The organism is Pseudoalteromonas sp. 4NS20-0020, assembly GCF_057554385.1.
In genome coordinates this window covers 168,727-192,438 of record NZ_BAAJMI010000007.1, presented here as the reverse complement: position 1 = coordinate 192,438, position 23,712 = coordinate 168,727, and the positions used below count along the sequence as shown (strand labels likewise).

The window sequence follows — 23,712 nt, the reverse complement described above, 5'->3', positions numbered from 1 at the left end:
AAGGGTGAAAGCGAGTCAATAAGTAACATGGCAACAATTTATCAAGTATCAGAGCTTGCAGGTGTATCGTTAGCTACCGTTTCTCGGGTAATGAACAAAAACACAAAAGTAAGTGATAAAACAACTAAAAAAGTGCTCGATGCAATGCATACTTTGGGTTACAAACCTAACTCAATAGCCCAATCTTTAGCATCAAACTGCACTAACAGTGTAGGTATTCTAGTATCTGAATTACATGGCCCTTTCTTCGCCCAAATGATGGCGGGGATTGAGTCTGAGCTTAGAGCTGCCGGTAAACACGTTATTATTACAACCGGCCACAGTGAAGAAGATAAAGAAAAAGAAGGCATTGACTTTTTAATTAGCAGACGCTGCGACGCCATAATTTTGCATGTTGAAGCAGTGACCGACGAATACTTAATATCGCTCAGTAAAGGCACAACGCCGGTTTATTTAATGAGCCGCTACGTGCAAGAACTCAAAAACAACTGCATTAGCCTAGATAACAAGCTAGGCGGATATTTAGCAACTAAATCGGTGTTAGAACAAGGCCATACTGAAATTGCCTATATTGCAGGCCCTCAGTTTAAGGCCGATGCTGCAAACCGTTTAGCTGGCCATAAACAAGCCCTCGAAGAAGCCAATATAACGTTTGACCCATCGCTTTATTTTGAAGGTGATTTTAACGAAACCGGGGGTAGTTCAGCGCTTGAGCACCTCATTAATAGTAAGCTAAATTTTACAGCTCTTGTGTGCGCAAACGACGAGATGGCCTCAGGTGCGATGAAATATGCCCGAGAGCACGGCTATCACTTACCCAACGATTTATCGATAGTCGGATTTGATAACGTAATATTTGCAAACTACCTCTACCCAACACTAACAACGATTGATAATCCGGTAGCTAAAATGGGTGAAATGGCCGCAAAACTTGTTCTTAAAGACGTATACCAAACCAAAAATATTAAAATAAATCGTTTTTTTGAACCCACACTAATGCAGCGTGACTCTTCAGCGCCACTTAAATAAAAAAGCGGCTAATGCCGCTTTTTTTAATAACTCATTGCAACGTTTACTGTTACTTTGCAATCCATGGGGTTACTTTTAGTACATTACTAATATCACCAAACGACTGCTCATCCTCTTCCCAATTATCGTCCACATCAAAATAACAAATCGATTCCTCGCAGGTTACGTTTTCATCATTAATGTTTATTGGATTTTTAAAGGTAACCGCTACACCTTTTTGCTCAGGTAATAAAAACCACATTAGCTTACTAACAAAAAAACCTGACAAATCAGTTAGTAATTCGTCTAGCTCCTCGTTAATGGTATATAACGCATGTTTTGAGAAAGCTAAATCGTCAAATTCGTTAGCTTCTATTTGTAGCTTTAACTGGCAGTCATGCTCAGGGTTTTGTGGCTCGATAACAATAACGGCTTTATCTGAGTCAAGCTGCTTATCAAAAGGCAACAACAGCTGCGCACTGTCCGTAAAGTTAAGTGGGTACTCGTTATTTTCTGTTAAAATGGTTCCGTTTTTTATTGCACATGCCTCGTTAGTTGCAATATCGCTTATATAAAAGTTAACGCGAGCATATTGAAAATCCCCTTTATTAACTACTTTTAAACGGTCATAAAAACCATCGTACGACATTACAAACTCTCTGGCATTGGCGCTAAATGCACTAAAGCCCAACAAAAAAAGTAAACTCGCGTAAAAACAACCTGTCATGTATTTATTCATCAAAATAAGCTCTGTTTTGTCTGATCATCGTATTTAATTCTTCTATATATGCCTCACCTCGCTCAGAGTAAGACATCAAACCATGAGTTAGTTTGGTTGCTAATACTGGCTTTTTTTCACGGCGCAGGTTTTCACGTATGCCCCGTAACTCTTTGTAAGCGCCATGAGTATTTATATTTCTGAAATAAGAGCTTACTGCAGCACGAACCGATTTAAATGCTGCGACTTCATGCGCTGCGCCAGTGTTACGACGCTTTGGCACCATGCCGCAACCTTTTGAGTAACACCACTGACCAAAAAAATTCAGGCCAATTTGAGCAAATCGCGAGGTGCCCCAAGCCGACTCATTAGCAGCTTGCATTAGCGCCATTTCTTTAGGAATAATATCAACACGGCGTAAAGCCTGAGTTAGCACAAGTGTGTTAACCGTTTCAGGTAAACCATATTGCTTGAGTATTTTAACAATATCTTTGTTTTGTTTCTCTTCAAGCGATAGGTTGTTTTCAAGCATCATGCGGGCTATTTCTAACTTGGCACGTTGTTGTAATATTTTTTTATTTTCAGCCTCAACATGGGGACGGATAAAATCAAAAAATGCGCGTTTTTTCTCTTTTACATCCGTAAATTCAGAAAACTTAGGCAACGTTACATTATGTAGCGGCTTTTCTTTTTTCTTCACTTTTTTAGCTTGTTCACTGGTGATTTGATCTACGCTATCGGTTTCATCACTTTGTACAAACGGGTACGCAAGCGCCCATATAAAAAGGATGGCTAACAAAAACTGAAAGATAATCTTAAGCATGTATTGTCTCATTCAAACAACTATTTATGTATGGTAACTACACACACATACGAACCTTTATTATACCTAAGCCACTATATAAACGCGAATTACAAAAATATGTTCATTCGCAATTTATAAGTGCATGGGTATACTAAACACTAAACAGGTTTAATGGTGATTGAGCAGTATGGACAAAGTTTGGCAAAGTAGAATAATAGAGCAATATAAACACAGACCTAACGACAACCGATCTCCCTGGCAGGTTGACCGCTCAAGAATTATTCATGCCGCTGCATTTAGACGCTTACAAGCTAAAACACAAATTATGGGGATTGGCCTAAACGACTTTTATCGTACCCGTCTTACTCATTCGTTAGAGGTGTCACAAATTGGCACTGGCATTTTAAGACACTTAAAGACACAACATAGTGATTTTAACCATTTTCCATCAACCGGTTTACTCGAGACACTCTGTTTGGCTCACGATATTGGCCACCCACCATTTGGCCACGGAGGTGAAATTGCGCTTAACTATATGATGCGAGACCATGGCGGCTTTGAAGGAAATGCTCAAACTTTACGAATAGTTGCTAAGCTAGAGCCCTACAGTAATGGTTATGGTATGAACCTTACACGCCGTACATTACTCGGGTTTATTAAATACCCAGCATTTATAAACGAGTTGTGGCACACCATACCCGATACGCGTAACTCACGTGCTTTTATCAAAGCCGATGATTGGCGCCCTGCCAAAGGGTTATACCAAGACGACGCACACATATTTAACTGGATTGTTGAACCATTAAGCCAAAACGACAGAACGTTATTAAATACTCACGCAACAGTAGATAAACACCGCGCTAAAACACTTTATAAATCCTTAGACAGCGCCATAATGGAACATGCCGACGATATAGCATACGCCGTGCACGATTTAGAAGACGCCATTGCAACCCGTGTTTTGACATTAGATGACTGGCAAACGCACGCACTTCCGCACTTGCAAGCGCTTAATTTTGAGTGGCTGAATACCTTACTTGAAACGTTAACATCTCGACTATTTTCAAAAAATGATTTTGAACGAAAAGACGCCATAGGTGAGCTGGTAAACACCTTCATTATTCACATTCATTTAGACATACAAAACGAAGCATTTGAATGCCCTATTTTAAAATACACTGCTAAGTTGCACCCAGAGTATGAAAACGTACTACAGATACTCAAGCACTTTGTATTTCAACGCTTAATTCGCGACCCTGAAATGCAACAGATTGAGTTTAAAGGGCAAAACCTACTCATTGAATTGTTTACAGCGTTTGCAAGCGATCCGCTTCGTTTGTTACCAGAAACAACGCAAGCGCAATATATTGAGGCTCAAAAACATAATCAAGGCATGCGCATTATTTGTGACTACTTAAGTGGTATGAGTGATGAATACGCATATAAAACCTATCAGCGGTTATTTTTGCCTGCGCAGTAGTTAATAAGCAGGTATTTGAATCCAAAATAAAGTTAATAAAAAAGCCGAGTAAATTTACTCGGCTTTTGTATTTTAAAACAAGGTAACGTTAACGCGTTTTATAGCTCTTTTACACCCATGTTATATAGCGTAAAACCAAACATATCTGCGTATAAATCTATAACTTTGCTGGTTGGTGTGCCCGCACCATGACCCGCATTTGTTTCAATACGAATAAGTGTAGGGTTATTTCCAGCCTGCTTAGCTTGTAATTCAGCAGCAAATTTAAATGAATGAGATGGCACCACACGATCATCGTGATCACCGGTTGTTACCATAGTGGCAGGATATTCAACGCCCGCTTTAACGTTATGCAATGGCGAGTAAGCTTTTATATATTCAAACATTTCTTTACTTTGCTCACTAGTACCGTAGTCGTATGCCCAACCAGCGCCCGCTGTAAATGTATGGTAACGAAGCATATCAAGTACGCCTACCGCTGGTAATGCAACTTGAAATAAGTCAGGTCGCTGCGTCATCACCGCACCTACTAATAAACCACCATTTGAGCCACCGCGCAGTGCTAAACGCTTTTTAGACGTGTACTTTTTATCTTGTAAGTACTCTGCCGCGGCAATAAAGTCGTCAAACACGTTTTGTTTTTGCATTTTTGTACCAGCGTTATGCCAGTCTTTACCGTATTCACCGCCACCACGAATATTAGCAACGGCATACACCCCACCTTGCTCCAGCCAAAGCGCGTTAATGGGGCTAAAACTTGGCGTCAAACTTACATTAAAACCACCGTAACCGTATAAAATGGTTGGGTTTGAACCGTCTAATTTTATACCCGTTTTATAAGTAATGATCATCGGCACTTTTGTACCGTCTTTTGAGGTATAAAAAACTTGCTCAGAGGTGTAATCATTACTGTTGAAATCGATTGCCGATTCACGATAAACCTTTGACTCGCCTGAGCTTACATCAAACGAAAAAGTAGTCCCCGGAGTTTTATAGTTAGTAAACGAGTAATAAAGCGTTGATTGATCTTTTTTACCACGAAAACCACGTGCACTCCCTACGCCGGGTAAGTTAATTTCACGTATTAACTCACCTTGCTTATTATATTGTTTAACATGCGAAATGGCATCAACCATGTAATTAGCAAAAAAAGTATCTCCGCCTTTGCTTAGGCTAAGAACGTTATCGGTTTCTGATATAAAGTCGACCCAATTTTCAGGCGTTGGGTTATTTGCATTTACCGTGACCACTTTTTTATTGGGTGCGTTTAAGTTTGTAACTAAGTAAAGCTTTTCGCCGTCGTTATCAATTACAGAAGTATCTGAATCTGAGTTACCAACAACGGTAACAAAATCACTATTTTCTTTACTTAAGTCTTTTATAAAAAGTTTGTTTCCAGACGTTGATACACTGGCAGAAATTAGCAAGTACTTGCCATCATCTGTCACATCGGCGCCAACGTAACGATGCTTTTGCGCCTCGCTGTCGCCAAATACAACACGATCGTCATCCTGCGATGTACCCAAAGCATGATAATACACTTTATGTTGATCTGTTTTAGCCGATAGTTCACTGCCTTTTGGTTTATCGTAGCTTGAGTAATAAAATCCTTCGTTACCTAACCAATCAATACCACTAAATTTCACATCAACTAAAGCTTGCTCTACTTGCTCTTTAGTGTGTGTATCAATAACAATAATTTCACGCCAATCACTGCCCCCTTCAGAAACTTGATACGCTAATAAACTACCATCTTTAGAAAACGATAAACCCGACATAGACGTTGTACCGTCGTCGCTAAATTTATTAGGATCTAAAAATACCTCTGGCGCTTCATCGCCTTTGCTGCGATATAAAACATATTGATTTTGTAAGCCATCGTTTTTGTAAAAGTAGGTGTAGCCGCCCTCTTCAAATGGCGCACCTATTTTTTCGTAATTCATTAGCTTTTCAAGGCGCTCTTTGAGCTTGTTTCTGTAAGGGATTTGTTCTAAGTATGAAAAAGTAGCCGTATTTTGCGCTTTTACCCAATCAGCAGTCTCTGCACTCATATCGTCTTCTAACCAACGATAAGGATCGGCAACGTTTTCTCCAAAATAGGTATCAACTACATCACCTTTTTTGGTTTCGGGATACACGACTGAGTTAACTTGATTCATAGATGATTTTACTTCTTTTTGATCTGATGTATTGGTTGGCTCTGAACAGCCACTGAGTGCCAATAATACAGCACATGCAAGAGTACGTTTGAGTAACATAATTTGTGTTCTTTTTATTGATTAAGTAGTAGGAATAACTTATGAGTTTTTTAAGCTTATGTCTATTAAGATGCGTTAAGTGCCATTTATCGCTGTAAACAAGTGTAAACTTACGCTTTAATAGTAAAAACATACAATAAAAATAAAGCGTGATTTATGGAAAAACAAGAACCCACATTCAACAGTTTTAAAGCTTTTTACCCTTATTATTTAAAGGAACATCGCAACGTAACCTGCAGGCGTTTGCATTTTATAGGTAGCTTATTAGTACTTACGATTATTATTACCGCATTATTAAGTCAAAAATTTGCGCTATTGTGGCTGCTACCCGTTATTGGTTATGGCTTTGCGTGGGTTGGGCATTTCTTTTTTGAAAAAAACCGACCAGCTACGTTTAAACACCCATTTTATAGTTTGTGGGGAGACTGGGTTATGTTTAAAGATATACTAACCGGAAAAATAAAATTTTAATAAATTAATAAAGTTACTCGCACCAAAAAGCCACCTTAATTAGGTGGCTTTTTGGTGCGAGTAACGTGGGTATTTAACGCTATACCACTTTAGTTAACCAACCATGCTTGTCTTCGCTTTTACCCCATTGAATGTCGTTCAATGCTTGGCGCAGACGTACAGTAGTTGGCCCTGGCTCTCCTGTGCCTACTTTATATTCTTTATCGTTATGAATAAACGTTCCCACTGCCGTTAATACCGCAGCAGTACCTGAAAGCGCAGCTTCTGTGCCTGGTTTTGCAGCACGCTCTAAAAGTTCAGTCACTGTAAAATTACGTTCGCTTACAGTCATGCCTAAATCTTTAGCAATCGTTAAAATACTATTACGCGTTACGCCGTGTAAAAAGGTGGAGTCGAGCGCTTTGGTTATAATTTCGTTGCCATCAATTAAAATAAAGTTTGCAGCGCCAGTTTCTTGTACATCACCACCTGGGCAAAATAATATTTGATCTGCTTGATACTGTTTACGTGCAGCGCTAATTGGGCCAAGTGCACTGGCGTAGTTACCGCCGCTTTTAACCATTCCCATATGAGGTGCACAGCGCATACCGTCTTCTTCAAGTAACACACGTAATGCCGTAGCACCACCAGCAAAATAATCACCTACTGGCGAAAGTAAAGTGTACAACAATGAGCTCATTGAAGGGGCTGCCGCTTTACCAATTGCCGCTTCTGTGCCTATATGTGTTGGGCGAATATACATAGAGCCAGGCGGTAATGGGGTTTCATCGGCATATTGGCGAACAATATCAATAATCATCGTTTTAAGCATATCGCCATCAAAACTTGGTAAGCTTAAAAGTGCAGAGCTTTGCTGCATACGTGCTATGTTTGCATCCATTCTAAAAATATAAACAGACCCATCTTCATGACGAAATGCTTTTAAGCCCTCAAAACAGGTGCTTGAATAATGAAGAACGTGTGCTCCAGCATGAAACTCAAGCTTATCGCATGGAACAACTGAGGTTTCGCCCCATTGATTATCTGAAAAACGAGCTTGAATCATCTGTGGCATAAACACAGTACCAAATGCGGCCATTTTAATCTCTCTTGTGTGGTCTATTTTTCTCCATTGTATGACAATCACGCATCAATTAACCATAGCTAAAGTAACGGATTTTTAATTAACAATAAGAAAAAACCAAACGCACTGTATGTTTATTAAACACAACAGCAAAAAACCGGCATATGCGCTTACACATGCCGGTTTATGTTTTAGCTTTTAAGGCGCTTAATGCACCCTATCACTATTTAAATGAGTATCTAATAATTCGCTTTAACACCGAGCCGTATTGTTTAAAAAACCCGTCAGTGTGGTAATCAATACCGTGCTTTTGCATAACTGCCTGCACCTGAGGCGCCACCTCTTGATATCGCGACGACGGCATATCAGGAAATAAGTGGTGCTCAATCTGGCAACTCAAATGGCCCGTTAAAATATGAAACCAGTTTGCCCCTTTAATATTAGACGAGCCCAATACTTGACGATAATACCACTGGCCTTGGGTTTCGTTTAGCCAGTCTTGTTCTTTAAATGTTTCGGTTTCTTCGGTAAAGTGGCCACAAAATATAATTGTTGATGTCCATAAGTTACGAAGCAAATTTGCCACTAAATTACCCGCTAACACCCACAAAAACAGAGGCCCTGCAAGTAATGGGAAGATCACATAATCTTTAATTAACTGGCGAGCACCTTTACTAAAAAAACGCTGCTTCAAAGTAGCATGCGATACACCCCCTTCACGATTTTCTTTCTTTTTACCTATAAAAACACGCTCTGCTGCCAGCTCATGGTATGACACACCCCACTGAAACAAGACACTTAAATTTATGTAAGTAAAAAACTGCCACACATTTTTAAAACGCCACTTAAAATCATCACTCAAACGTAACAACCCGTAGCCAAAATCACGGTCTTTTCCAATAATGTTAGTGTATGTGTGGTGCTCAAAATTGTGAACCCGATGCCAGCTTTGGCCATCGCAGGCTATGTCCCATTCGTATTGCTGAGAATTAAGCTGTTTGTCGTTCATCCAATCGTATTGACCATGCATAACATTGTGGCCAATTTCCATATTATCGAGAATTTTAGCCAAAGCCAGTAACAAAACACCGGCAACCCAAAGTAAAGGCTGAATAAATCCAAGCATTAATAGTATTCGCCCACTCCACTCACATAGTCTTTGCTTTCGAACGACAGAGCGAATGTAGTCAGCATCTTTTTGCCCTACTTTAGCAAGCGTATTCATTTTTATAGTATCTAAATCGCTTGCAAGCTGATCAAAGTTTATGTTTTTCATAATTGTAACTCCAAATCACTCACCGGTTGGCTTATACAAAGTTGGATTAATTGCTCACCGTTGTCTGACATTTCACCTGTTTTTAAATTACGTACTATTCCCGACTTTTTAATACATTGGCACTGATGACAAATACCAATTCCGCAGCCACGCTTTACCGGTAATTTTTTAACTTCAAACTGGCTAAGAAGTACATCATTTCCTTCAACTATATGGGCTTGGCTGTTTACCTTTACAGTAAACTGATCTTCATTGTTTACTTTGATTAACGCTAAACCAAATGCCTCTTGGGAATAATTAAGATCATGTTTTTGAGCAAACGCTTGTACCGTTTGCATAAACCCTAGCGGCCCACAGCAATATATATCTGGATTCTCCCAATGTTTAATATTGCTAGTAATGTCGCTCGACTGCTCACGAGTTAATAATAAAAATGAAAAATGACTAAATTGTGTGGCTAATTCACGCAACTCATCAACACACTGATGTTCGCCCGATTTTGCGTAATACACTAAATTTATTGCTTTGGTTGTTTGCGCTAAATAATCGTCAAGCATAGCTAGCATCGGCGTTATACCAGATCCACCTGCTATCAATGTGGCGGGAGTATGTGTATTTTTAAATACAAACTCACCCGTTGCAGCAGATATGTTGCACCATGTTCCCGCTTTTGCTTTGTTATTTAATAAACCGGTAAATCGTCCTTGTTCGCTTGTTTTAATTAACAAACGTATAAATCCCGTTTCGTTGAAATATTTAACGCTTGAAGCAACTGTAAAAACGCGCGTTAATAATCGTCCATTCATTTCAATGGTCAAACTAACATGCTGCCCTGCGGTATGTGCGGGCCATTGTTTGCTTGGTTTTAGCTGCAAACTCAAAAATTCACCGTTCAATGAGTCTGAACTCATCAATTGCGCTCTAAATTGCCCTGCACGCCAAGCAGGTTTAAACACTTGCATTATTGGCTCTATGTAGCCTGCAAACGTTTGATGGTGTAAAAACCACGTTGAAAATTGGTTTAATGCCTGCGTAAACATTGTAATAAAATCTCTATATTGGTTTATTGCTCAATGGCTTGCACGAACTGGGTGTTAGCACAAATCAGAACCCTAACTATTTGAGCATACAAGTGTACGCTCAAACTTCAGCGCACAAGTGTACGCTGAAAATTCAAGTTTTCAACCCTAATAGAGTGTTTATTCCATTATTTTTGTTAAAAACTACGAACAAAAAACAAACTAAACTCAATTTATAAACGTATTTCAAAACTAAATAAAATATAAAAAATACTTTACTGAGTGAGCTAACTATTTCTAATACTGTGTGAGTGATATATGTAACTAGCTAAAATTAAAGAATTTTCACTTATCGCAACGCTTAGCAAATTTTTACAGCTCGTGCTAACGTAAACCTAATTTGATTAATTTTGGAAAATAACATGCTCAATATAAAATCAAAAAAATATACACATTCTTTTAAGGGTGCCGTGCTAACAGCAGCTTTATTGACGCTGCCTACAATGTCAGTAAATGCAGTTGATTTTAAAAAGCTGCCGAGTTTGCCGCTTAATGTAAAAGCAGTAGACGTTTCAGAAGGTGTAAGTATTCCTTGGGCAATCGAAGCACTACCAAACGGTGATTTATTAATTACAGAGCGAAGTGGAAAACTATTTTTATTACGTAAAAACACCTCATCGCTTATTCAAGTAAAAGGATTGCCCGATATAGATGCTAACGGCCAAGGCGGTTTACTTGATTTAGCACTGCATACCGATAATAAAAATAGTCAATGGCTTTACCTTACTTACTCAAGCGCTGAAGGCAAAGGCAGTGGTAGTAACACTGCATTAATGCGCGCAAAATTAAGTGATGATCATACTCAGCTACTAGAGCCGCACGTTTTATACAAAGGTGAGCATAACAGTACAAAAGGTCAGCACTACGGCAGTCGTATTGTGTTTGATAAACAAGGTTATGTTTATTTTTCGATCGGGGATCGTGGTTCGCGCGACCTAAACCCGCAAGATCTTAGCCGTGATGGGGGCAAAATTTATCGTCTTCATTTAGATGGTCGTATTCCAACAGATAATCCCTTTGTAAAACAAACCGGCGCTAAACACGCTGTTTGGTCATACGGACATCGAAACCCGCAAGGTATGTGGTTTGACGCTGAAAATAATCGTCTTTGGGCACATGAGCATGGCCCCCGAGGTGGCGACGAACTTAATTTAATAAAATCAGGATTAAACTACGGATGGCCAGTAGTTAGCTATGGCGTAAATTATAGCGGCACTTCGTTTACAGACCTGCAAACAAAAGACGGCATGCAATCGCCAACATCACAATGGACTCCATCTATAGCACCATCAGATATGCTATTCGTCACCAGCGACAAATACCCTAAATTAAAAGGTAAAGTGTTGTTATCGTCTATGAAGTTTTCGTTTTTAAGCGCACTTACATTTGAAAACGATACGCTAAAAAGCCAAGAAAAAATATTAGAAGGCATTGGCCGCGTAAGAAGTTTAGCGCAAGGGGATGATGGTTACATTTACTTAGGCCTAGATGGCCAAGGTATTAAACGCCTAGAGCCTGAGCTATAAAACCGTTAAGTAACCGCAGCATAGTAAATAATTCGCTTACCTTGTTTTAATTTAACAAGGTAAGAGCCTTACTGCAAAAAGAACTTTTTAGCTATTTGTAGCGTATGGTAGTGCTATCACTTTTATAAAATTAAGCGAGTCCCATGTTTTCGATATTCAAATCAGACCCTACAAAAAAGTTACGCAAAGAGTACGACGCCAAATTAGAGCAAGGCATGCAAGCTCAGCGTAAAGGCGACATTAAAAGCTACGCCATGTTAAGCGAAGAAGCCGAAAAAATCTGGAGTGAAATAGAAGCGCTTGAGGCTAAAAAAGCCAAGTGAATTCGTATTAAACGTGTCTACCCGTTTCAAAAGCAGGTAGGCGCGTTTAGCAATTATTCATCACCTCCTTTTTACAGCTACCTCCCGCAAAAAACCTACCTTTATAATAGTCTTACACAAACAATTGTATTTAAAGTAGTTACTTATATTACCGTTGCCATTTTTTAGAGGTGGTAAAATGGTTTAAAAAAGCTTTTGCTTTTCATTTTAAATTTTTAATTACTGCATTTACTAAAGCGATGGCGTTTTTCCTCCTAAGTCAGAAAGTGAGGACACATTCCCCTTTTCTGCCTGTTGTTAATTAACAGCCCGACTTAAAGTTTAATACTCGCAATGTGTTACAGGATTTGTTATTAATATTAAAAATAAATAAGAGGACATACATTGCTCATAAAAAGAGGAAAGTGTCCTTTGGTAAAGTTGTTAGTTGCGATGGATCCATTACAGAAACTTGCTGAACGAAATAGAAAGCACGCTGAAATAAATAAAAAAGAGCGCAGGGAAAATCTAAAGCTTTATCCCATAGCATTGCTCTTTTATTTTCTCTATTTTGGTGGGTATTATTTTTACTTTTCCAATGAAGAGCAATTTCTTAGTTTCGAGTTTTGGGAATTAACCAAACAAGTTTGGCTTATTTCTATGGTTACAATTGGCGGGATTGGTTCTATATTTTTTAGTGCAAGTTTAGCTATTTTAATTTGGTTAAATATATTCGTAAAAGAGCTTGGTGCTAAAGTTAATTTATTTCGCTCTGGTATATTTTCGGTAATATCAATATCTATCAGTTATTCGTTTTTTCTTTTTGCTAAGTGGCTAAATATTCTCATTATTGAAAATAATAAAAATATTTATGAGTTTCTCAGCGTAGATTTTCCAGGTATGGTGTTCATGGTCGAAACAGGCTTGTATTACATAGTTGGTATTATCTCAATGATTTTCTTGATGTTGTTTTTCTTTATAATCTCTATACCGTTTAAAGCTAAAAAACATGCTCAAGAATTCGCAACTAACAAGGCATTAAAGTCGGATTCGTAACAGTTTGCTCGGTTCCACTTCGTTTCACATTTTAGCAAACTATTACTCACCGCTTAATGCGGCGTTAGGTGTACATGCAGATGCAGCCCAGATTAGAGATCGAATTTCTACGAGATGACCCTGCGAAAATATGGATAAAAGCATGCAGTGAATCATTCGCTGGAGAGGCGGAGCAATATATAAATGCTCAATCGTTGGAAAAACTAGCTGAACGATTATCAGCTTTTCCAGAATCTAACACAGATGAAGTTACCTTTAAAGTTGGTGACATTGACTCACCTTATGGGCATTGTGAGCTTAAATTTCATTGCTTCGATTCTGCTGGTCATACGGCTGTATTAGTCTCTCTGTCAAATGATAGCGCATGTACTGCAAAATTTATCGTTCAATTTGAAGCTTTATCATTGGATGCCTTTGTATCCTCTATTAAATTAGCTTTAAAATCGGGCTCAGGTGTTTCTGATTTAATTGGTATAAAACCATATACACAAAACGTGTAAGTATACCTAACAAGCTGTTTAACAAGGACAAAATACAATTGGCTTTTGTTCCTTCGTCGCTTATTTTAACCAACTATTTTTTGCCTATTAATTAGGCGTTAGGTACCAAGGATGATTGTCAGACACATTATTGAAGACGTTGAATCAGTCTTCGAATCACTTCCAGAATCACAAGAGTTTGATTTAGCTTTTGCGTGCTACACTGAAGACGGGTCGGGAAATATCGAATTTCGCACAATTGAAGCATTTCATTGGGACGATGATGAAGAGTTTTTCTTAGTTCCTAGTGGTTGTGCTCAGCATTACTCTTTAGATCCAATACAATATAAAGCTAAGCAGTTTTTAGATGAACTAAAGAACAAAATTCACGACGAAATTGAAGAATATTGTGCATATGCGAGAGCGCGTATAAAAATTGCGAAAGATGGTTCTGTTGTTTCACTTAATTCGCCTTTGTGGGGAACTGGCTATCACGAGCAAGAGCAGCTTTTGTATTTTTATCATGGGAAGCAACCAAGTGACGCTACCTAACAAGCGCCTGAATTCGCTCGTGAACTCGTATCGGACAATTAACAATGGGTTATTGTCGCTGCGCTCAATAAGTTTAACCCATTGTTTATTCGCCGTTTAGGCGAGCGTTAGGTTTTAAGGAAGATTCATTTAAATGGGAAGTTGGGATAAAGCTATTTTAAAAAGTATTGGGTGGGGATTGTTTTTAATTACCGCATATTACTTTTATGAGGTTGGTTTCCCAAATCATTCAGCCAGTGATTATGCCGCTCTATTTATATTTTTTATTGGCTCATATTTAGTATTATCATTTGGTGGCTGGCTTCTAATCGGTATGCCCATTCATTGGTATTTATGTAAAACATCTAAAACAGGTTTCATCTATTACCCGTTGTTAGCTTTGACTTTATCAATAATCTTACTACTCCTTACCAGCATCGAGGCTGCAATAGTATTGGGCGGAGCAGCTATTTTTCAAGCTAGCATTTTTAGACATTATGTATTTAAAACCTGACAAGTAACTAAAGCGGGACAAATAAAGCTTGGCTTTTGTCGCTGCGCTCAAAATTTTAGCCAAGCTAATTATTTGCCCCTTAGTTGGGCGTTATATTGCAAATGGAGTTCAGGTGAAAAAATCTTTATTTTTAGCATTCTTATTATTTTCGTTTAATTTGAATGCAGGTGGATATTACCAAAGTGTAAATCAAGGATATGATGCAGAAACAGGTCTATTCTTTTATCCCATAAAACACAAACCTGATTCAGGTGGTATGTTTTCAAGTAAATCGAATACAAGAATTAAAAATATTTTAATATTCGATCCTAAAACTGAAAAGCAGTCTTATCTTTTTGAGCGCAATAAAGTTTGGGATATTAAGCACTTTAGCTTCGAGACAAGTGTTAGTAAATCAAATGGAATTCAGTTTTTTGGTAGTTCTTATAATATCTTAAACAATCCAATTGCAATTGAACGTAAATTAAAAGATCAGTTGCTTATCATTACTGGCGAAAAAGACTCTGAAGAATTAACTATGTGGTACGCTACTAAACAAGGTCAAAACTTGAAGGTAGTCCATCGTTTTCATAAGTCAGTTAAGTGGCATATAGATCTTAAAAATTCAAAAGTTAGATTCATAACCCACAAAAAAGAAGTCTCATTTAAGAGTATTGAGTGGTAGCAATATAACAAGCCATTTAAGGCGGGACTGCTAAAGCTTGGCTCAGTTCCACTTCGTTACACAGTTTAGCCAAGCATTATCAGCCCCTTAATTGGGCGTTATATGCCTAAGATTATGAATCGATTATTAGTTTTACTATTACCAATCTTTATTGTTGGTTGCGAAATTGAAAATGACAACCGTATAGGTTTAGGAATGAAAGTGGATTTCCTTGTAACTTCAGAATGCATGAAGTCTACAATTGAACATACTCAAAACTTAATTACAAATGGCTCAAGTTTTTCTTTTGAACTCGATGAATATGAAGTCAATTTAACTATATATGAGCAAACTGATATTAAAACTAGTTTTAAAATTGATATAGATGGCCAGCATTTAGATGAAGATATCGGTGTGTTTTATCGTAAAACTGACGCTCTTGCGAAAGCTTTTAAAAATAGCATAATTAAACACTGCTCTAATAAAAACGGCATATAATGAGGCGTTGAAGCTCTAGAGTTACTCATTTTTAAGAAAATTAGCCTGTTTTATGGGTTCCAAATAGCATTACCTAATGCTTTAAAAACATTTAGAGTTAATTACAGGAACCCTTTTTTAATTGAATTTGGCTGTTGGAGCTACTCTACAGTCTTGTTATAAGCCCTAAATAGAATCGAGTTTATGTCTCTGTTAGTTTGTAAAAAATGTAATTCAACAATTGCCCCAAAGGTTAAAACACCCAACGCTAGGGAACGAAGTTATGTTTGTCCTGTTTGTGGTACTTCAATTAATACATTTAAGATTATTAATTATGTAATTGGCCTTACTGTTTTGTTCACTCTTTGGGTTATTTCATTTTTCTCTCATCATATAATTGAGGGGAATTTTAAGTTGAATCAAGAGAATCAATTATCACTAATAGCCGTTATTGTACTAGTAACCTTTATTGGCTATGTTACTTACAGGCGCTCCAAGGAAGCTGAAAAATCTAAAAAGTGGGTGCTATTTGGTAGTATTGCAGGGTTATTACTTTTAAATGAAATTCATACAGCAGCTTTAAGAGTTTGGGGCCTGTAAGGAGTTTAAAATAAACATTGCTCTTCCCCCCTTTACTATACCTCTCAAGTATTTCCCTCATACACATTCTCAGGATTTATTTGCATTAACAGTGCGGGGTTATCTATCGGTTTAAACCCATATTGTGCATAAAGGCCATGCGCATCAGAAGTGGCTAATAAAAAGCGCCTGAGCCCTTGTAGCTCAGGGTGTTCTACTATTGTTTTAATAAGTAACTTGCTCAGGCCACACCCTTGTAGGTGCGGGGTAATAAATACATCTGCCAAGTAGGCAAAAGTAGCGTTGTCGGTAACTACCCGTGCAAAACCAACTTGCTCGTTATTAGGGCTATACACGCCAAAGCACATTGAGTTATCAATCGCTTTTTGCATCACACTTTTAGGTATGCCTTTTGCCCAGTAACTATTAGCAATAAAATTATAAATAACGTTAAAGTTAAGCTTAGACTTGTCTGTACTAATTGAGTAGTTGTGAGGTTGTTGAGTCATTTTTAACTATCCAGTGAAGTATTTAATAGTTTTTTACATACTTTAACTGAGTATCGTGTAGTTTTGAAAGCAGCAGTAACGAGCAAATAGCACCAAATAACGCTAATGCCATATCTGACTGTGTATCCCACACATACCCTTGCGTCCCTAAAAATGCCTCAGCGTTTTCACCGGTCAGTACTGCTACCCACCACTCTATTAATTCGTAAAACGCACTAAACGCCAAACTGACAGATATAACAAATAAAGTTAACCAACCTCGGCCATTCACAACTTGCTTGCGTAGCAGTATTTCGCGCGCAAGCAAAGCAGGTACAAACCCCTGAAAAAAGTGCCCTACTTTGTCATAGTTATTGCGTTCGCTGCCAAATAAATTATCAAATAAAGGCACTTCTGCGTAGGTATAATGACCACCTACCATCAGCACAATACAATGCACTAAAATAAAAAAGTACAATAAAGAGGTTAATTTAAAGTATTTGTACGTGCTTGCTATAAGTGCTAAACCAATCATTGCGGGAATAACTTCAAGTAACCAAGTAAATTGATCTTTAGGGTTAATACCAGACCAAATTAACACACCAAAAAAAAGGCTTAGCCATGCAAATTTCACGAGTATCCTTACCTTATTTATTTAATTTTAATACAGTCTACCTTTTCAATATTAATAAAACCACCGCCTGTTATTTAGCTTAATTAATAGTAAAAGTGCAATTATCTGTAGTTAGTTTTAGCAGTTAATCGATTAAATAAAGTAGGAAAAAATCGTTTTATCATTGGTGCCCAACCACTTAATCCTTGCCCAACAATAACTTCGTCTTTTTTGTTAGCAATCGCTTTAATCATTTTTTCAGCCGCACAGGATACTGCCATGCCGTTTTCAATTGATTCTTCGGGTTTATTTTGTGCTACACCCTGCTCGTTTAACGAGTTATGTGCAATCGCGGTTTTAATCGAACCTGGGCAAATCGTTAAACAATGAATATTGTGCTCAGCCACTTCTGCTCGTAGGCAATCCATAAAGCCCACTACCGCATATTTTGAGCCTGAATAACCCGTTCTAAACTTTGAGCCAACTTTTCCTGCCACACTGCTAATAGCCACGATTGAACCGCTTTTTCTTGCAACCATTGAAGGTAATATCGCTTTTGTCAGTGCTATTAAACCAAAATAGTTAACCTCCATAAGCTGGCGGTATACGTTAAAGTCGTTTTCTAAAAATAAACTGCGCTGCGACACCCCGCCGTTATTAATTAAAATATCGATAGAAGGTAAAGTGTGCAGTAAATCAGTAACCTGAGTCAAAACAGCCTCAGGCGCTGACAAATCAAGCGGTATAATTAAATGCCCATCACCTTTAAGCGTTGCTTTTACCTCAGTGAGCTTTTCAACATTGCGAGCAGATAAAATGACGCGTGCGCCTTGCTTTGCAAATTGAACAGCGAGCTCCTTGCCAATGCCTGACGATGCACCTGTGATCCACACTGTTTTATTATTAAAATTCATAGGCACCTCTTTGCTCAATGAAGCTTTTGATTTAAGTAAGTGAATTTACGCCTTTGTTGGCCCTGCAATATTGTTCACTTCATTTTCGAGCTGTTTGTAAAAGCCTATTAAAAATAGTAATTCTACAGTTACATACAATGGGCCAATAATTAAGCCAATTAAATCATCAACAAACGCGGGCTTTTTGCCTTCATAATAATGTCCAATAAATTGCAACACCCAACCAAACACAAATACGCCCACGCCAATACTTAACCAAGGCCAAAATGTCATAGCTGCTATAGGCTCAGCAGCAAACAGCAATGCAGTAAACAATATAGCCATAATTAAACCCAGCGATAGACTTAACATGAAGTAATAAATTACCGAAGCTAAAACAAATATTTGGGCAGCATTAATAACAACGCCACCAAGGGGTATTTCAATGCGAGCAAGTAAACATAAAACGGCAAATACAATAAGTGGGATACCAAAAAAATGAGTAAGCACATTGCGCTTAGAGCGGTGATATAAACCATATTTTCCCAGTTGTTGTTGAAGTGTTTGCATGGTGTATTCCTCAATAAATATTTAGCTAAACACTAAACATAACAAATAAACGCGTAACAACAATGTCACCTACCCGACACTTACAAATTTAAGCTAACGCCGAAATAATACTTCCCTTTTCTCGTTCTGGTTGAGTATCCATTCGTTCGCGTCCATTTTGATACTCCTGTTCGAGCATTTTTTGTAGTTCGTCCATTTTTTTGTTAATTGAATCACTGTCAGCGCCTTGTTTTTGTAACTGCTCTGATAACGCTTCTATTAATGTTTTTATCTCTGCTATTTTGTCTTTATCGATACCTAAACGTTGGTATACCAATGCCTCTTGAGCATTTTGTAAAAAGTTATTAGCAACCTTTGGCTCATTAAACTCTTTCGGTTGTTGGGTGGGGACATCTGTTGCCGCACTCTTATTTATTAATGCCGCATTAGTGTCACTTACATAGCGACTATATTGATTTATGTAAGAAGTTATCATCATTAGCTTAAATCCATTGCCGCAAAGTATTATCTGTAGCAATTTTGGTTCCAAAAAAATGGTGAAAATAAACTAAGTTAAAGCTAGGCAACCAAAAATCTGGTTAAACAATTGAGGGTTTGTTTTTATTTGTCCAAGAATTTAAATTTTAACTGAAGGTTTATTGTGCAGCGCTTGAGTTAACTAGCAAGCGCCTGCAGTTTACGTACATCCAACACTGTAATGCACTGATACCCCAAACTAATGGCATTTTTTTTAACCAGTTTTTGTAGTATTTGATTTATGGTTTGCCGTGTTAAATAGGTCATATCCGCTAATTGTTGCTGAGACAATGCCAATGGTGCTGAAAAATTGGTTTGCTCACTCAGCATTAACAATCTGTTACATACCTTTTGCTCTGCACTGTGCAATGCATGATCTTCCATTGAAGAAAACATAAGCCGTAATTTTTGTGCCAATAATAAGCCAAACTCCTGCCAATATTCAGGGTGTTTACTTAAAAGTTGCTCTAATGAACGTTGTGGTACATAAAATAACTGAGCGTCAGTTTGTGCGTAAACGTCATGGGTTCTTAAGCCTTTATCAAATAACGTTACTTCACCAAACCATAACGACGCATCGATGAAACTCAAAACAGCCTCTTTACCATTACTATTTACGCCACTAATTCGCATAACCCCACTTAAAACAACGTATATTCCATCATGCGCATCGCCACGTAAAAATAGCGCTTGTTGGGCTTTCAAAGTGAGTATTTTACCGTGAGCTAATAAAAACATTTTTAGCTTGGGGCTACGATTTTTAAACCATTGTCCTTGCTCTATTACTGCTTGCTGATGCGCTTTCATGGTACCTCTTTAACAATCGTACTCACTTTTTGGAACCCAACGATATTTGCTAATTTCAAATAATTCATTAAATTTGATTGCTCCGTTTTTAACTGTATTTCAACTTAACATTATTTGTTAATTTACTTGCACAATAACTCGAATTTATGACAATCCACTCAGATATATCAAGGGTCTAATCATTACATGTTGCGAGATTCAATTACTAGCACCACTTTTAAAGCATATTAATTTGGCTTAATTTTAACGCAGTTTAATCAACCCCTTCACTCACAGTATAAATTACATTTTTCGAACAAATATATTTCATTTTATTAAAACATTAGTTGATCCTTCTATGAAATTGGTCTAGCATTTCTGGAAGCGCTTCCACACAGGCGATTTTTAATTATTTTTTCTGGAAGCGCTTCCACACATTTGACAATGTTAACATTTACACAATAACAGCCGCATACAAGCTGTTAATAATAATGATAAAAGTACGAGGGAAACCGAATGGCTAACCATATTGTAAGAAAAACAAAGATAGCAACCAGCCTATCTTTGATTTTAAGCGCATCTGTATCTTTACCGTTGCTTGCACAAGAAGAAGCAAACCAAGACGTTGAGGTAATTCAGGTCACCGGCTTTAAAAGTAGCATTAAAGAATCAACTCGATTAAAACGTGATGCCGCAGGTGTGGTAGACGCCATTTCTGCTGAAGATATTGGTAAATTTCCCGATACCAATTTAGCCGAATCCCTACAGCGTATTACCGGTGTGTCGATTGATCGCTCAAACGGTGAAGGGTCTAAAGTGACTGTTCGTGGTTTTGGCCCCGATTACAATATGGTAACCCTAAATGGTCGTACTATGCCGGCAGCTTCTCTTCCTGCAGGTGGCGGCACTCCCAATTCTCGTGCATTTGATTTTGCTAATTTGGCATCTGATAGCGTTAAATCAGTTGAAGTTTATAAAACAGGTAAAGCAAGTATTGCCTCTGGTGGTATTGGTGCAACTATTAACATTAACACTGCCCGCCCACTCGACAACCCTGGATTTATTTCAAGTATTGGTGTTAAAGCACTTCACGATACAACTAATCGCGTAGGCGATGACATTACACCTGAGCTTTCGGGTATTATTAGCTGGACCGACAGCGAAGCTAAATTTGGCGCATCGTTAACAGCAAGCATGCAACAGCGCGATAGCTCATCAACAGGTGCATTTGTAAATCAGTGGAATACATCGGCTTTTGACGGCACTATTCCTCAAGCAGCTGACGATATTGTTTTAACTAACGCACCAGAGATTGGCCAGCTTTATTCAATGCCATCAGATTTACGTTATACCATAGCCGACAGAGAGCGTACGCGTACAAATGCGCAATTAACATTTCAGTACAGCCCAATTGATGATTTAACAGCCACACTTGATTACACCTACTCTAAACAAGATTTATTTGAAGCACGTGCTGAGCAGTCTCTTTGGATGGACAATTACAAAAGTGCGCTAACCTTTGATGACAACACCGTTAAAACACCTGTCTATTACCGAGAAGAGCGCCGCGATCTACAAACGCGTGATTTAGGTTTAGCATTTCAAGAGTTAAATCAAGTAAATAAAAACGATTCAATCGGCTTAAATGTAGAGTATTACTTTAACTCTGAGTTGAGCTTTATGTTTGATGCGCACAATTCAAAAGCCACAAGTAAACCTGACGCACCATACGGCAGCTGGGTTAATGCAGGCCTTGGTGCAAATGTTATTAATGCACAAGAAGTAGACTTTAGCCGCGAACTTCCTTCTATGAGTATAGATTTTAACGACTGTCGACGCGCTAACTTAAACTGTAACAATACGCTCGACCCTGCAGATGTAGGTACCTCGATATTAGACTCTAATTTTGCAAGCCAAGAATCTGAAGTGAACGAATTTAGGCTTCATGGTAAATATGAGCTGGAAAACGGTGTAATTGACTTTGGCGTAGAATCTCGCTCTATGGAAAGCCATTCACTTCAGTCACTTACTCGTAACACGATGGGAAATTGGGGAGTTGAAAACCCTGGTGAATTACCTGACGGTTATTTAGATCCTACCAACTTTTTAGCTGAGTTTGACGATTACGATACGTCTGGTTCATTTAATCAAGGCTATACGGGCAGCGCTTCACAAATAGGTTATTGGGCAGGCGAGCAATATGGATTTAACTTCGCAGCCGATGGCGCTTTTGCTACAAACCGCACCATAGAAGAAGATATTACTGCGGCCTTTGTTCAGTTCACTTATACTGGTTATTTTAATGACATGCCTTACAACATCGTTGTTGGCGCACGTCACGAGTCAACTGATATTACTTCAACTGCTAATATCGACCTGCCAAATGCCATTGCTTGGGAAGGCAACAACGATTTTAACGTACGCTTTGGCTCAGATAAGCAAGATTTCACACTAAAATCCAGTTACGATCATTTTTTACCCAGCTTAGACTTTGACATAGAAGTAATCGAAAACGTAAAAGCGCGCTTTTCTTACAGTACAACAATTGCCCGTCCAACGTATGATAACTTAAGTTCTGCCGCTACTGTCGGTGTACCGGGAGCGCCAACCTTATTGCCTGGTTCGTCACCAGCAACAGCGTCAACAGGTAATCCTGGTTTAGTGCCGCTTGAGTCAGATAACATTGATGTATCGGCAGAATGGTATTTTGCAGAAACAAGCTATGTATCGGTAGGTTACTACACAAAAGATATCGAAAACTTTATTGGTTTAACGCCAATGACACAAAATTACTATGGTTTACGTGATGCAACTGCGGGCCCTCGCGCGCAAGCTGCCATTGCAGAGCTTGAAGCCCGTGGGCTTGCTGTTACAGATTCAAACTTATTCCAAATGGTTGCTGCTACCGAAAATGGGGTAGATTTTGATTCTATGACTTACGAAGAATTTGAAGCGGCGTACGATGTTATTGCTAACAGCGATGACCCACTACTCGATTTTACTGCACAAGTACCAACCAATAATAAAAGCGCCACCATAGATGGTTTTGAAATTGCATTTCAACACTTTTTTGGTGAAAGCGGTTTTGGCGTTCAAGCAAACTACACTACCGTTAATGGCGATATAGACTTTGATGTAAATGCTAGCCCTTCTACAACGCAGTTTGCACTGGTGGGGCTAAGCGATACAGCCAACTTTATTGCCATGTACGAAAACGATGACTTTCAAGCCCGTGTTGCCTATAACTGGCGGGATAAGTTTTTAAATAGTGCTGCGCGTTACGTTAACGAACCTGGTTTTACTGAAGAGTATTATCAAATTGACTTTAACGTTGCGTATAACTACAGCGAACAGCTTTCGTTTTTTGTTGAAGGCATAAATATTACTGAGCAAAACAGCCGCGAACATGGCCGTACATCAGTGCAATTATGGAATTTACAACAACTAGGCGCACGCTACAATATTGGTATGCGTTACAACTTCTAAAGGTAATACCAAGCAAAGCCGTTAGTTATTACTAGCGGCTTTTTTGTATTTAAAACGATATAGTTTACGTGTTATCAAGTTTAGGGTTTTAACTC

General features: G+C 38.4%; 25 protein-coding genes. 13 read left to right on the top strand and 12 right to left on the bottom strand.

The features are described 5' to 3' along the window. The first annotated feature begins 27 nt into the window (after positions 1–27). Positions 28–1,029, top strand: a complete 1,002-nt coding sequence (locus AC27JL_RS17445) for a LacI family DNA-binding transcriptional regulator (protein WP_487196197.1) — start codon at positions 28–30, stop codon at positions 1,027–1,029. 49 nt (positions 1,030–1,078) lie between these two features. Here the strand turns inward: AC27JL_RS17445 and AC27JL_RS17440 are convergent, their stop codons facing one another. Together AC27JL_RS17440 and AC27JL_RS17435 are read right to left on the bottom strand one after the other, a co-directional pair. Next, positions 1,079–1,747 (bottom strand): DUF2987 domain-containing protein, encoded by a 669-nt coding sequence (locus AC27JL_RS17440; RefSeq protein ID WP_487196196.1) that lies wholly within the window; start codon positions 1,745–1,747, stop codon positions 1,079–1,081. After that, complete coding sequence (locus AC27JL_RS17435) at positions 1,740–2,549, bottom strand: glucosaminidase domain-containing protein (protein WP_341220082.1); 810 nt, start codon at positions 2,547–2,549, stop codon at positions 1,740–1,742. Before AC27JL_RS17435 ends, AC27JL_RS17440 begins: the two co-directional genes overlap by 8 nt. A 169-nt stretch (positions 2,550–2,718) precedes the next feature. Between AC27JL_RS17435 and AC27JL_RS17430 the strand changes: the two genes are divergently transcribed. Continuing rightward, positions 2,719–4,011 carry an anti-phage deoxyguanosine triphosphatase gene (locus AC27JL_RS17430; RefSeq protein WP_487196195.1) on the top strand — a complete coding sequence of 431 codons (1,293 nt, stop codon included), beginning with the start codon at positions 2,719–2,721 and terminating at the stop codon, positions 4,009–4,011. Positions 4,012–4,109: 98 nt separating this feature from the next. Here AC27JL_RS17430 and AC27JL_RS17425 read toward each other — a convergent pair whose 3' ends face one another. Beyond that, the gene (locus tag AC27JL_RS17425; RefSeq protein ID WP_487196194.1) at positions 4,110–6,269 is read right to left on the bottom strand and encodes a prolyl oligopeptidase family serine peptidase; all 2,160 of its coding nucleotides are present in this window, start codon (positions 6,267–6,269) and stop codon (positions 4,110–4,112) included. A 156-nt stretch (positions 6,270–6,425) separates the two neighbouring features. Between AC27JL_RS17425 and AC27JL_RS17420 the strand changes: the two genes are divergently transcribed. After that, positions 6,426–6,740, top strand: coding sequence for an Mpo1-like protein (locus AC27JL_RS17420; protein ID WP_487196193.1), 315 nt, complete (start codon positions 6,426–6,428; stop codon positions 6,738–6,740). A 79-nt stretch (positions 6,741–6,819) separates the two neighbouring features. Here AC27JL_RS17420 and AC27JL_RS17415 read toward each other — a convergent pair whose 3' ends face one another. From AC27JL_RS17415 to AC27JL_RS17405, 3 genes are all read right to left on the bottom strand, one after another. Then, positions 6,820–7,824 carry a branched-chain amino acid aminotransferase gene (locus AC27JL_RS17415; RefSeq protein WP_487196202.1) on the bottom strand — a complete coding sequence of 335 codons (1,005 nt, stop codon included), beginning with the start codon at positions 7,822–7,824 and terminating at the stop codon, positions 6,820–6,822. 202 nt (positions 7,825–8,026) lie between these two features. Beyond that, positions 8,027–9,079, bottom strand: a complete 1,053-nt coding sequence (locus AC27JL_RS17410) for a fatty acid desaturase family protein (RefSeq protein WP_487196192.1) — start codon at positions 9,077–9,079, stop codon at positions 8,027–8,029. Beyond that, positions 9,076–10,119 carry a ferredoxin reductase gene (locus AC27JL_RS17405; protein WP_487196191.1) on the bottom strand — a complete coding sequence of 348 codons (1,044 nt, stop codon included), beginning with the start codon at positions 10,117–10,119 and terminating at the stop codon, positions 9,076–9,078. Before AC27JL_RS17405 ends, AC27JL_RS17410 begins: the two co-directional genes overlap by 4 nt. 401 nt (positions 10,120–10,520) lie before the next feature. Between AC27JL_RS17405 and AC27JL_RS17400 the strand changes: the two genes are divergently transcribed. The 9 genes from AC27JL_RS17400 to AC27JL_RS17360 all read left to right on the top strand — a co-directional run bounded on the left by AC27JL_RS17400 (position 10,521) and on the right by AC27JL_RS17360 (position 16,286). Further along, on the top strand, positions 10,521–11,684 hold the full coding sequence (locus AC27JL_RS17400; RefSeq protein ID WP_487196190.1) for a PQQ-dependent sugar dehydrogenase: 1,164 nt from the start codon (positions 10,521–10,523) through the stop codon (positions 11,682–11,684). 143 nt (positions 11,685–11,827) lie between these two features. Beyond that, the gene (locus AC27JL_RS17395) at positions 11,828–12,007 is read left to right on the top strand and encodes a DUF6435 family protein (RefSeq protein ID WP_010557371.1); all 180 of its coding nucleotides are present in this window, start codon (positions 11,828–11,830) and stop codon (positions 12,005–12,007) included. A 432-nt stretch (positions 12,008–12,439) separates the two neighbouring features. Beyond that, complete coding sequence (locus AC27JL_RS17390; protein ID WP_487196189.1) at positions 12,440–13,042, top strand: hypothetical protein; 603 nt, start codon at positions 12,440–12,442, stop codon at positions 13,040–13,042. Positions 13,043–13,122: 80 nt separating this feature from the next. Beyond that, the gene (locus AC27JL_RS17385) at positions 13,123–13,542 is read left to right on the top strand and encodes a hypothetical protein (RefSeq protein ID WP_487196188.1); all 420 of its coding nucleotides are present in this window, start codon (positions 13,123–13,125) and stop codon (positions 13,540–13,542) included. A gap of 111 nt (positions 13,543–13,653) precedes the next feature. After that, entirely contained in the window at positions 13,654–14,073 is a 420-nt protein-coding gene (locus AC27JL_RS17380; protein WP_487196187.1) for a hypothetical protein, read from the top strand. Between the two features lie 133 nt (positions 14,074–14,206). Continuing rightward, on the top strand, positions 14,207–14,566 hold the full coding sequence (locus tag AC27JL_RS17375) for a hypothetical protein (protein ID WP_203986872.1): 360 nt from the start codon (positions 14,207–14,209) through the stop codon (positions 14,564–14,566). Positions 14,567–14,594: 28 nt separating this feature from the next. Further along, a complete protein-coding gene (locus AC27JL_RS17370; RefSeq protein ID WP_487196186.1) occupies positions 14,595–15,230 on the top strand; it encodes a hypothetical protein in 636 nt (211 codons plus the stop codon). 102 nt (positions 15,231–15,332) lie between these two features. After that, positions 15,333–15,707 (top strand): hypothetical protein, encoded by a 375-nt coding sequence (locus AC27JL_RS17365; RefSeq protein ID WP_487196185.1) that lies wholly within the window; start codon positions 15,333–15,335, stop codon positions 15,705–15,707. A gap of 183 nt (positions 15,708–15,890) precedes the next feature. After that, positions 15,891–16,286, top strand: coding sequence for a zinc ribbon domain-containing protein (locus tag AC27JL_RS17360; RefSeq protein WP_271480893.1), 396 nt, complete (start codon positions 15,891–15,893; stop codon positions 16,284–16,286). Between the two features lie 44 nt (positions 16,287–16,330). On the opposite strand, the gene AC27JL_RS17355 is transcribed toward AC27JL_RS17360, so the two are convergent. From AC27JL_RS17355 to AC27JL_RS17330, 6 genes are all read right to left on the bottom strand, one after another. Continuing rightward, positions 16,331–16,774, bottom strand: a complete 444-nt coding sequence (locus AC27JL_RS17355; RefSeq protein WP_010557366.1) for a GNAT family N-acetyltransferase — start codon at positions 16,772–16,774, stop codon at positions 16,331–16,333. A 22-nt stretch (positions 16,775–16,796) separates the two neighbouring features. Further along, positions 16,797–17,387 carry a DUF2238 domain-containing protein gene (locus AC27JL_RS17350; protein WP_058429053.1) on the bottom strand — a complete coding sequence of 197 codons (591 nt, stop codon included), beginning with the start codon at positions 17,385–17,387 and terminating at the stop codon, positions 16,797–16,799. A 101-nt stretch (positions 17,388–17,488) separates the two neighbouring features. Further along, entirely contained in the window at positions 17,489–18,280 is a 792-nt protein-coding gene (locus AC27JL_RS17345) for an SDR family oxidoreductase (protein ID WP_487196184.1), read from the bottom strand. Between the two features lie 45 nt (positions 18,281–18,325). Next, a complete protein-coding gene (locus AC27JL_RS17340) occupies positions 18,326–18,829 on the bottom strand; it encodes an Mpo1 family 2-hydroxy fatty acid dioxygenase (protein WP_487196183.1) in 504 nt (167 codons plus the stop codon). Between the two features lie 88 nt (positions 18,830–18,917). Further along, positions 18,918–19,307, bottom strand: a complete 390-nt coding sequence (locus AC27JL_RS17335; protein ID WP_487196182.1) for a hypothetical protein — start codon at positions 19,305–19,307, stop codon at positions 18,918–18,920. A 176-nt stretch (positions 19,308–19,483) separates the two neighbouring features. Further along, the gene (locus tag AC27JL_RS17330) at positions 19,484–20,152 is read right to left on the bottom strand and encodes a Crp/Fnr family transcriptional regulator (protein WP_487196181.1); all 669 of its coding nucleotides are present in this window, start codon (positions 20,150–20,152) and stop codon (positions 19,484–19,486) included. A gap of 495 nt (positions 20,153–20,647) precedes the next feature. Between AC27JL_RS17330 and AC27JL_RS17325 the strand changes: the two genes are divergently transcribed. Continuing rightward, positions 20,648–23,617, top strand: a complete 2,970-nt coding sequence (locus AC27JL_RS17325) for a TonB-dependent receptor (RefSeq protein WP_487196180.1) — start codon at positions 20,648–20,650, stop codon at positions 23,615–23,617. Positions 23,618–23,712: the final 95 nt, after the last annotated feature.

Coding starts and splice junctions, on each gene's coding strand:
- AC27JL_RS17445 (WP_487196197.1), top strand. CDS start 28: ATGGCAACAATTTATCAAGTATCAGAGCTTGCAGGTGTATCGTTAGCT.
- AC27JL_RS17440 (WP_487196196.1), bottom strand. CDS start 1,747: ATGAATAAATACATGACAGGTTGTTTTTACGCGAGTTTACTTTTTTTG.
- AC27JL_RS17435 (WP_341220082.1), bottom strand. CDS start 2,549: ATGCTTAAGATTATCTTTCAGTTTTTGTTAGCCATCCTTTTTATATGG.
- AC27JL_RS17430 (WP_487196195.1), top strand. CDS start 2,719: ATGGACAAAGTTTGGCAAAGTAGAATAATAGAGCAATATAAACACAGA.
- AC27JL_RS17425 (WP_487196194.1), bottom strand. CDS start 6,269: ATGTTACTCAAACGTACTCTTGCATGTGCTGTATTATTGGCACTCAGT.
- AC27JL_RS17420 (WP_487196193.1), top strand. CDS start 6,426: ATGGAAAAACAAGAACCCACATTCAACAGTTTTAAAGCTTTTTACCCT.
- AC27JL_RS17410 (WP_487196192.1), bottom strand. CDS start 9,079: ATGAAAAACATAAACTTTGATCAGCTTGCAAGCGATTTAGATACTATA.
- AC27JL_RS17405 (WP_487196191.1), bottom strand. CDS start 10,119: ATGTTTACGCAGGCATTAAACCAATTTTCAACGTGGTTTTTACACCAT.
- AC27JL_RS17400 (WP_487196190.1), top strand. CDS start 10,521: ATGCTCAATATAAAATCAAAAAAATATACACATTCTTTTAAGGGTGCC.
- AC27JL_RS17395 (WP_010557371.1), top strand. CDS start 11,828: ATGTTTTCGATATTCAAATCAGACCCTACAAAAAAGTTACGCAAAGAG.
- AC27JL_RS17390 (WP_487196189.1), top strand. CDS start 12,440: ATGGATCCATTACAGAAACTTGCTGAACGAAATAGAAAGCACGCTGAA.
- AC27JL_RS17385 (WP_487196188.1), top strand. CDS start 13,123: ATGCAGCCCAGATTAGAGATCGAATTTCTACGAGATGACCCTGCGAAA.
- AC27JL_RS17380 (WP_487196187.1), top strand. CDS start 13,654: ATGATTGTCAGACACATTATTGAAGACGTTGAATCAGTCTTCGAATCA.
- AC27JL_RS17375 (WP_203986872.1), top strand. CDS start 14,207: ATGGGAAGTTGGGATAAAGCTATTTTAAAAAGTATTGGGTGGGGATTG.
- AC27JL_RS17365 (WP_487196185.1), top strand. CDS start 15,333: ATGCCTAAGATTATGAATCGATTATTAGTTTTACTATTACCAATCTTT.
- AC27JL_RS17360 (WP_271480893.1), top strand. CDS start 15,891: ATGTCTCTGTTAGTTTGTAAAAAATGTAATTCAACAATTGCCCCAAAG.
- AC27JL_RS17355 (WP_010557366.1), bottom strand. CDS start 16,774: ATGACTCAACAACCTCACAACTACTCAATTAGTACAGACAAGTCTAAG.
- AC27JL_RS17345 (WP_487196184.1), bottom strand. CDS start 18,280: ATGAATTTTAATAATAAAACAGTGTGGATCACAGGTGCATCGTCAGGC.
- AC27JL_RS17340 (WP_487196183.1), bottom strand. CDS start 18,829: ATGCAAACACTTCAACAACAACTGGGAAAATATGGTTTATATCACCGC.
- AC27JL_RS17335 (WP_487196182.1), bottom strand. CDS start 19,307: ATGATGATAACTTCTTACATAAATCAATATAGTCGCTATGTAAGTGAC.
- AC27JL_RS17330 (WP_487196181.1), bottom strand. CDS start 20,152: ATGAAAGCGCATCAGCAAGCAGTAATAGAGCAAGGACAATGGTTTAAA.
- AC27JL_RS17325 (WP_487196180.1), top strand. CDS start 20,648: ATGGCTAACCATATTGTAAGAAAAACAAAGATAGCAACCAGCCTATCT.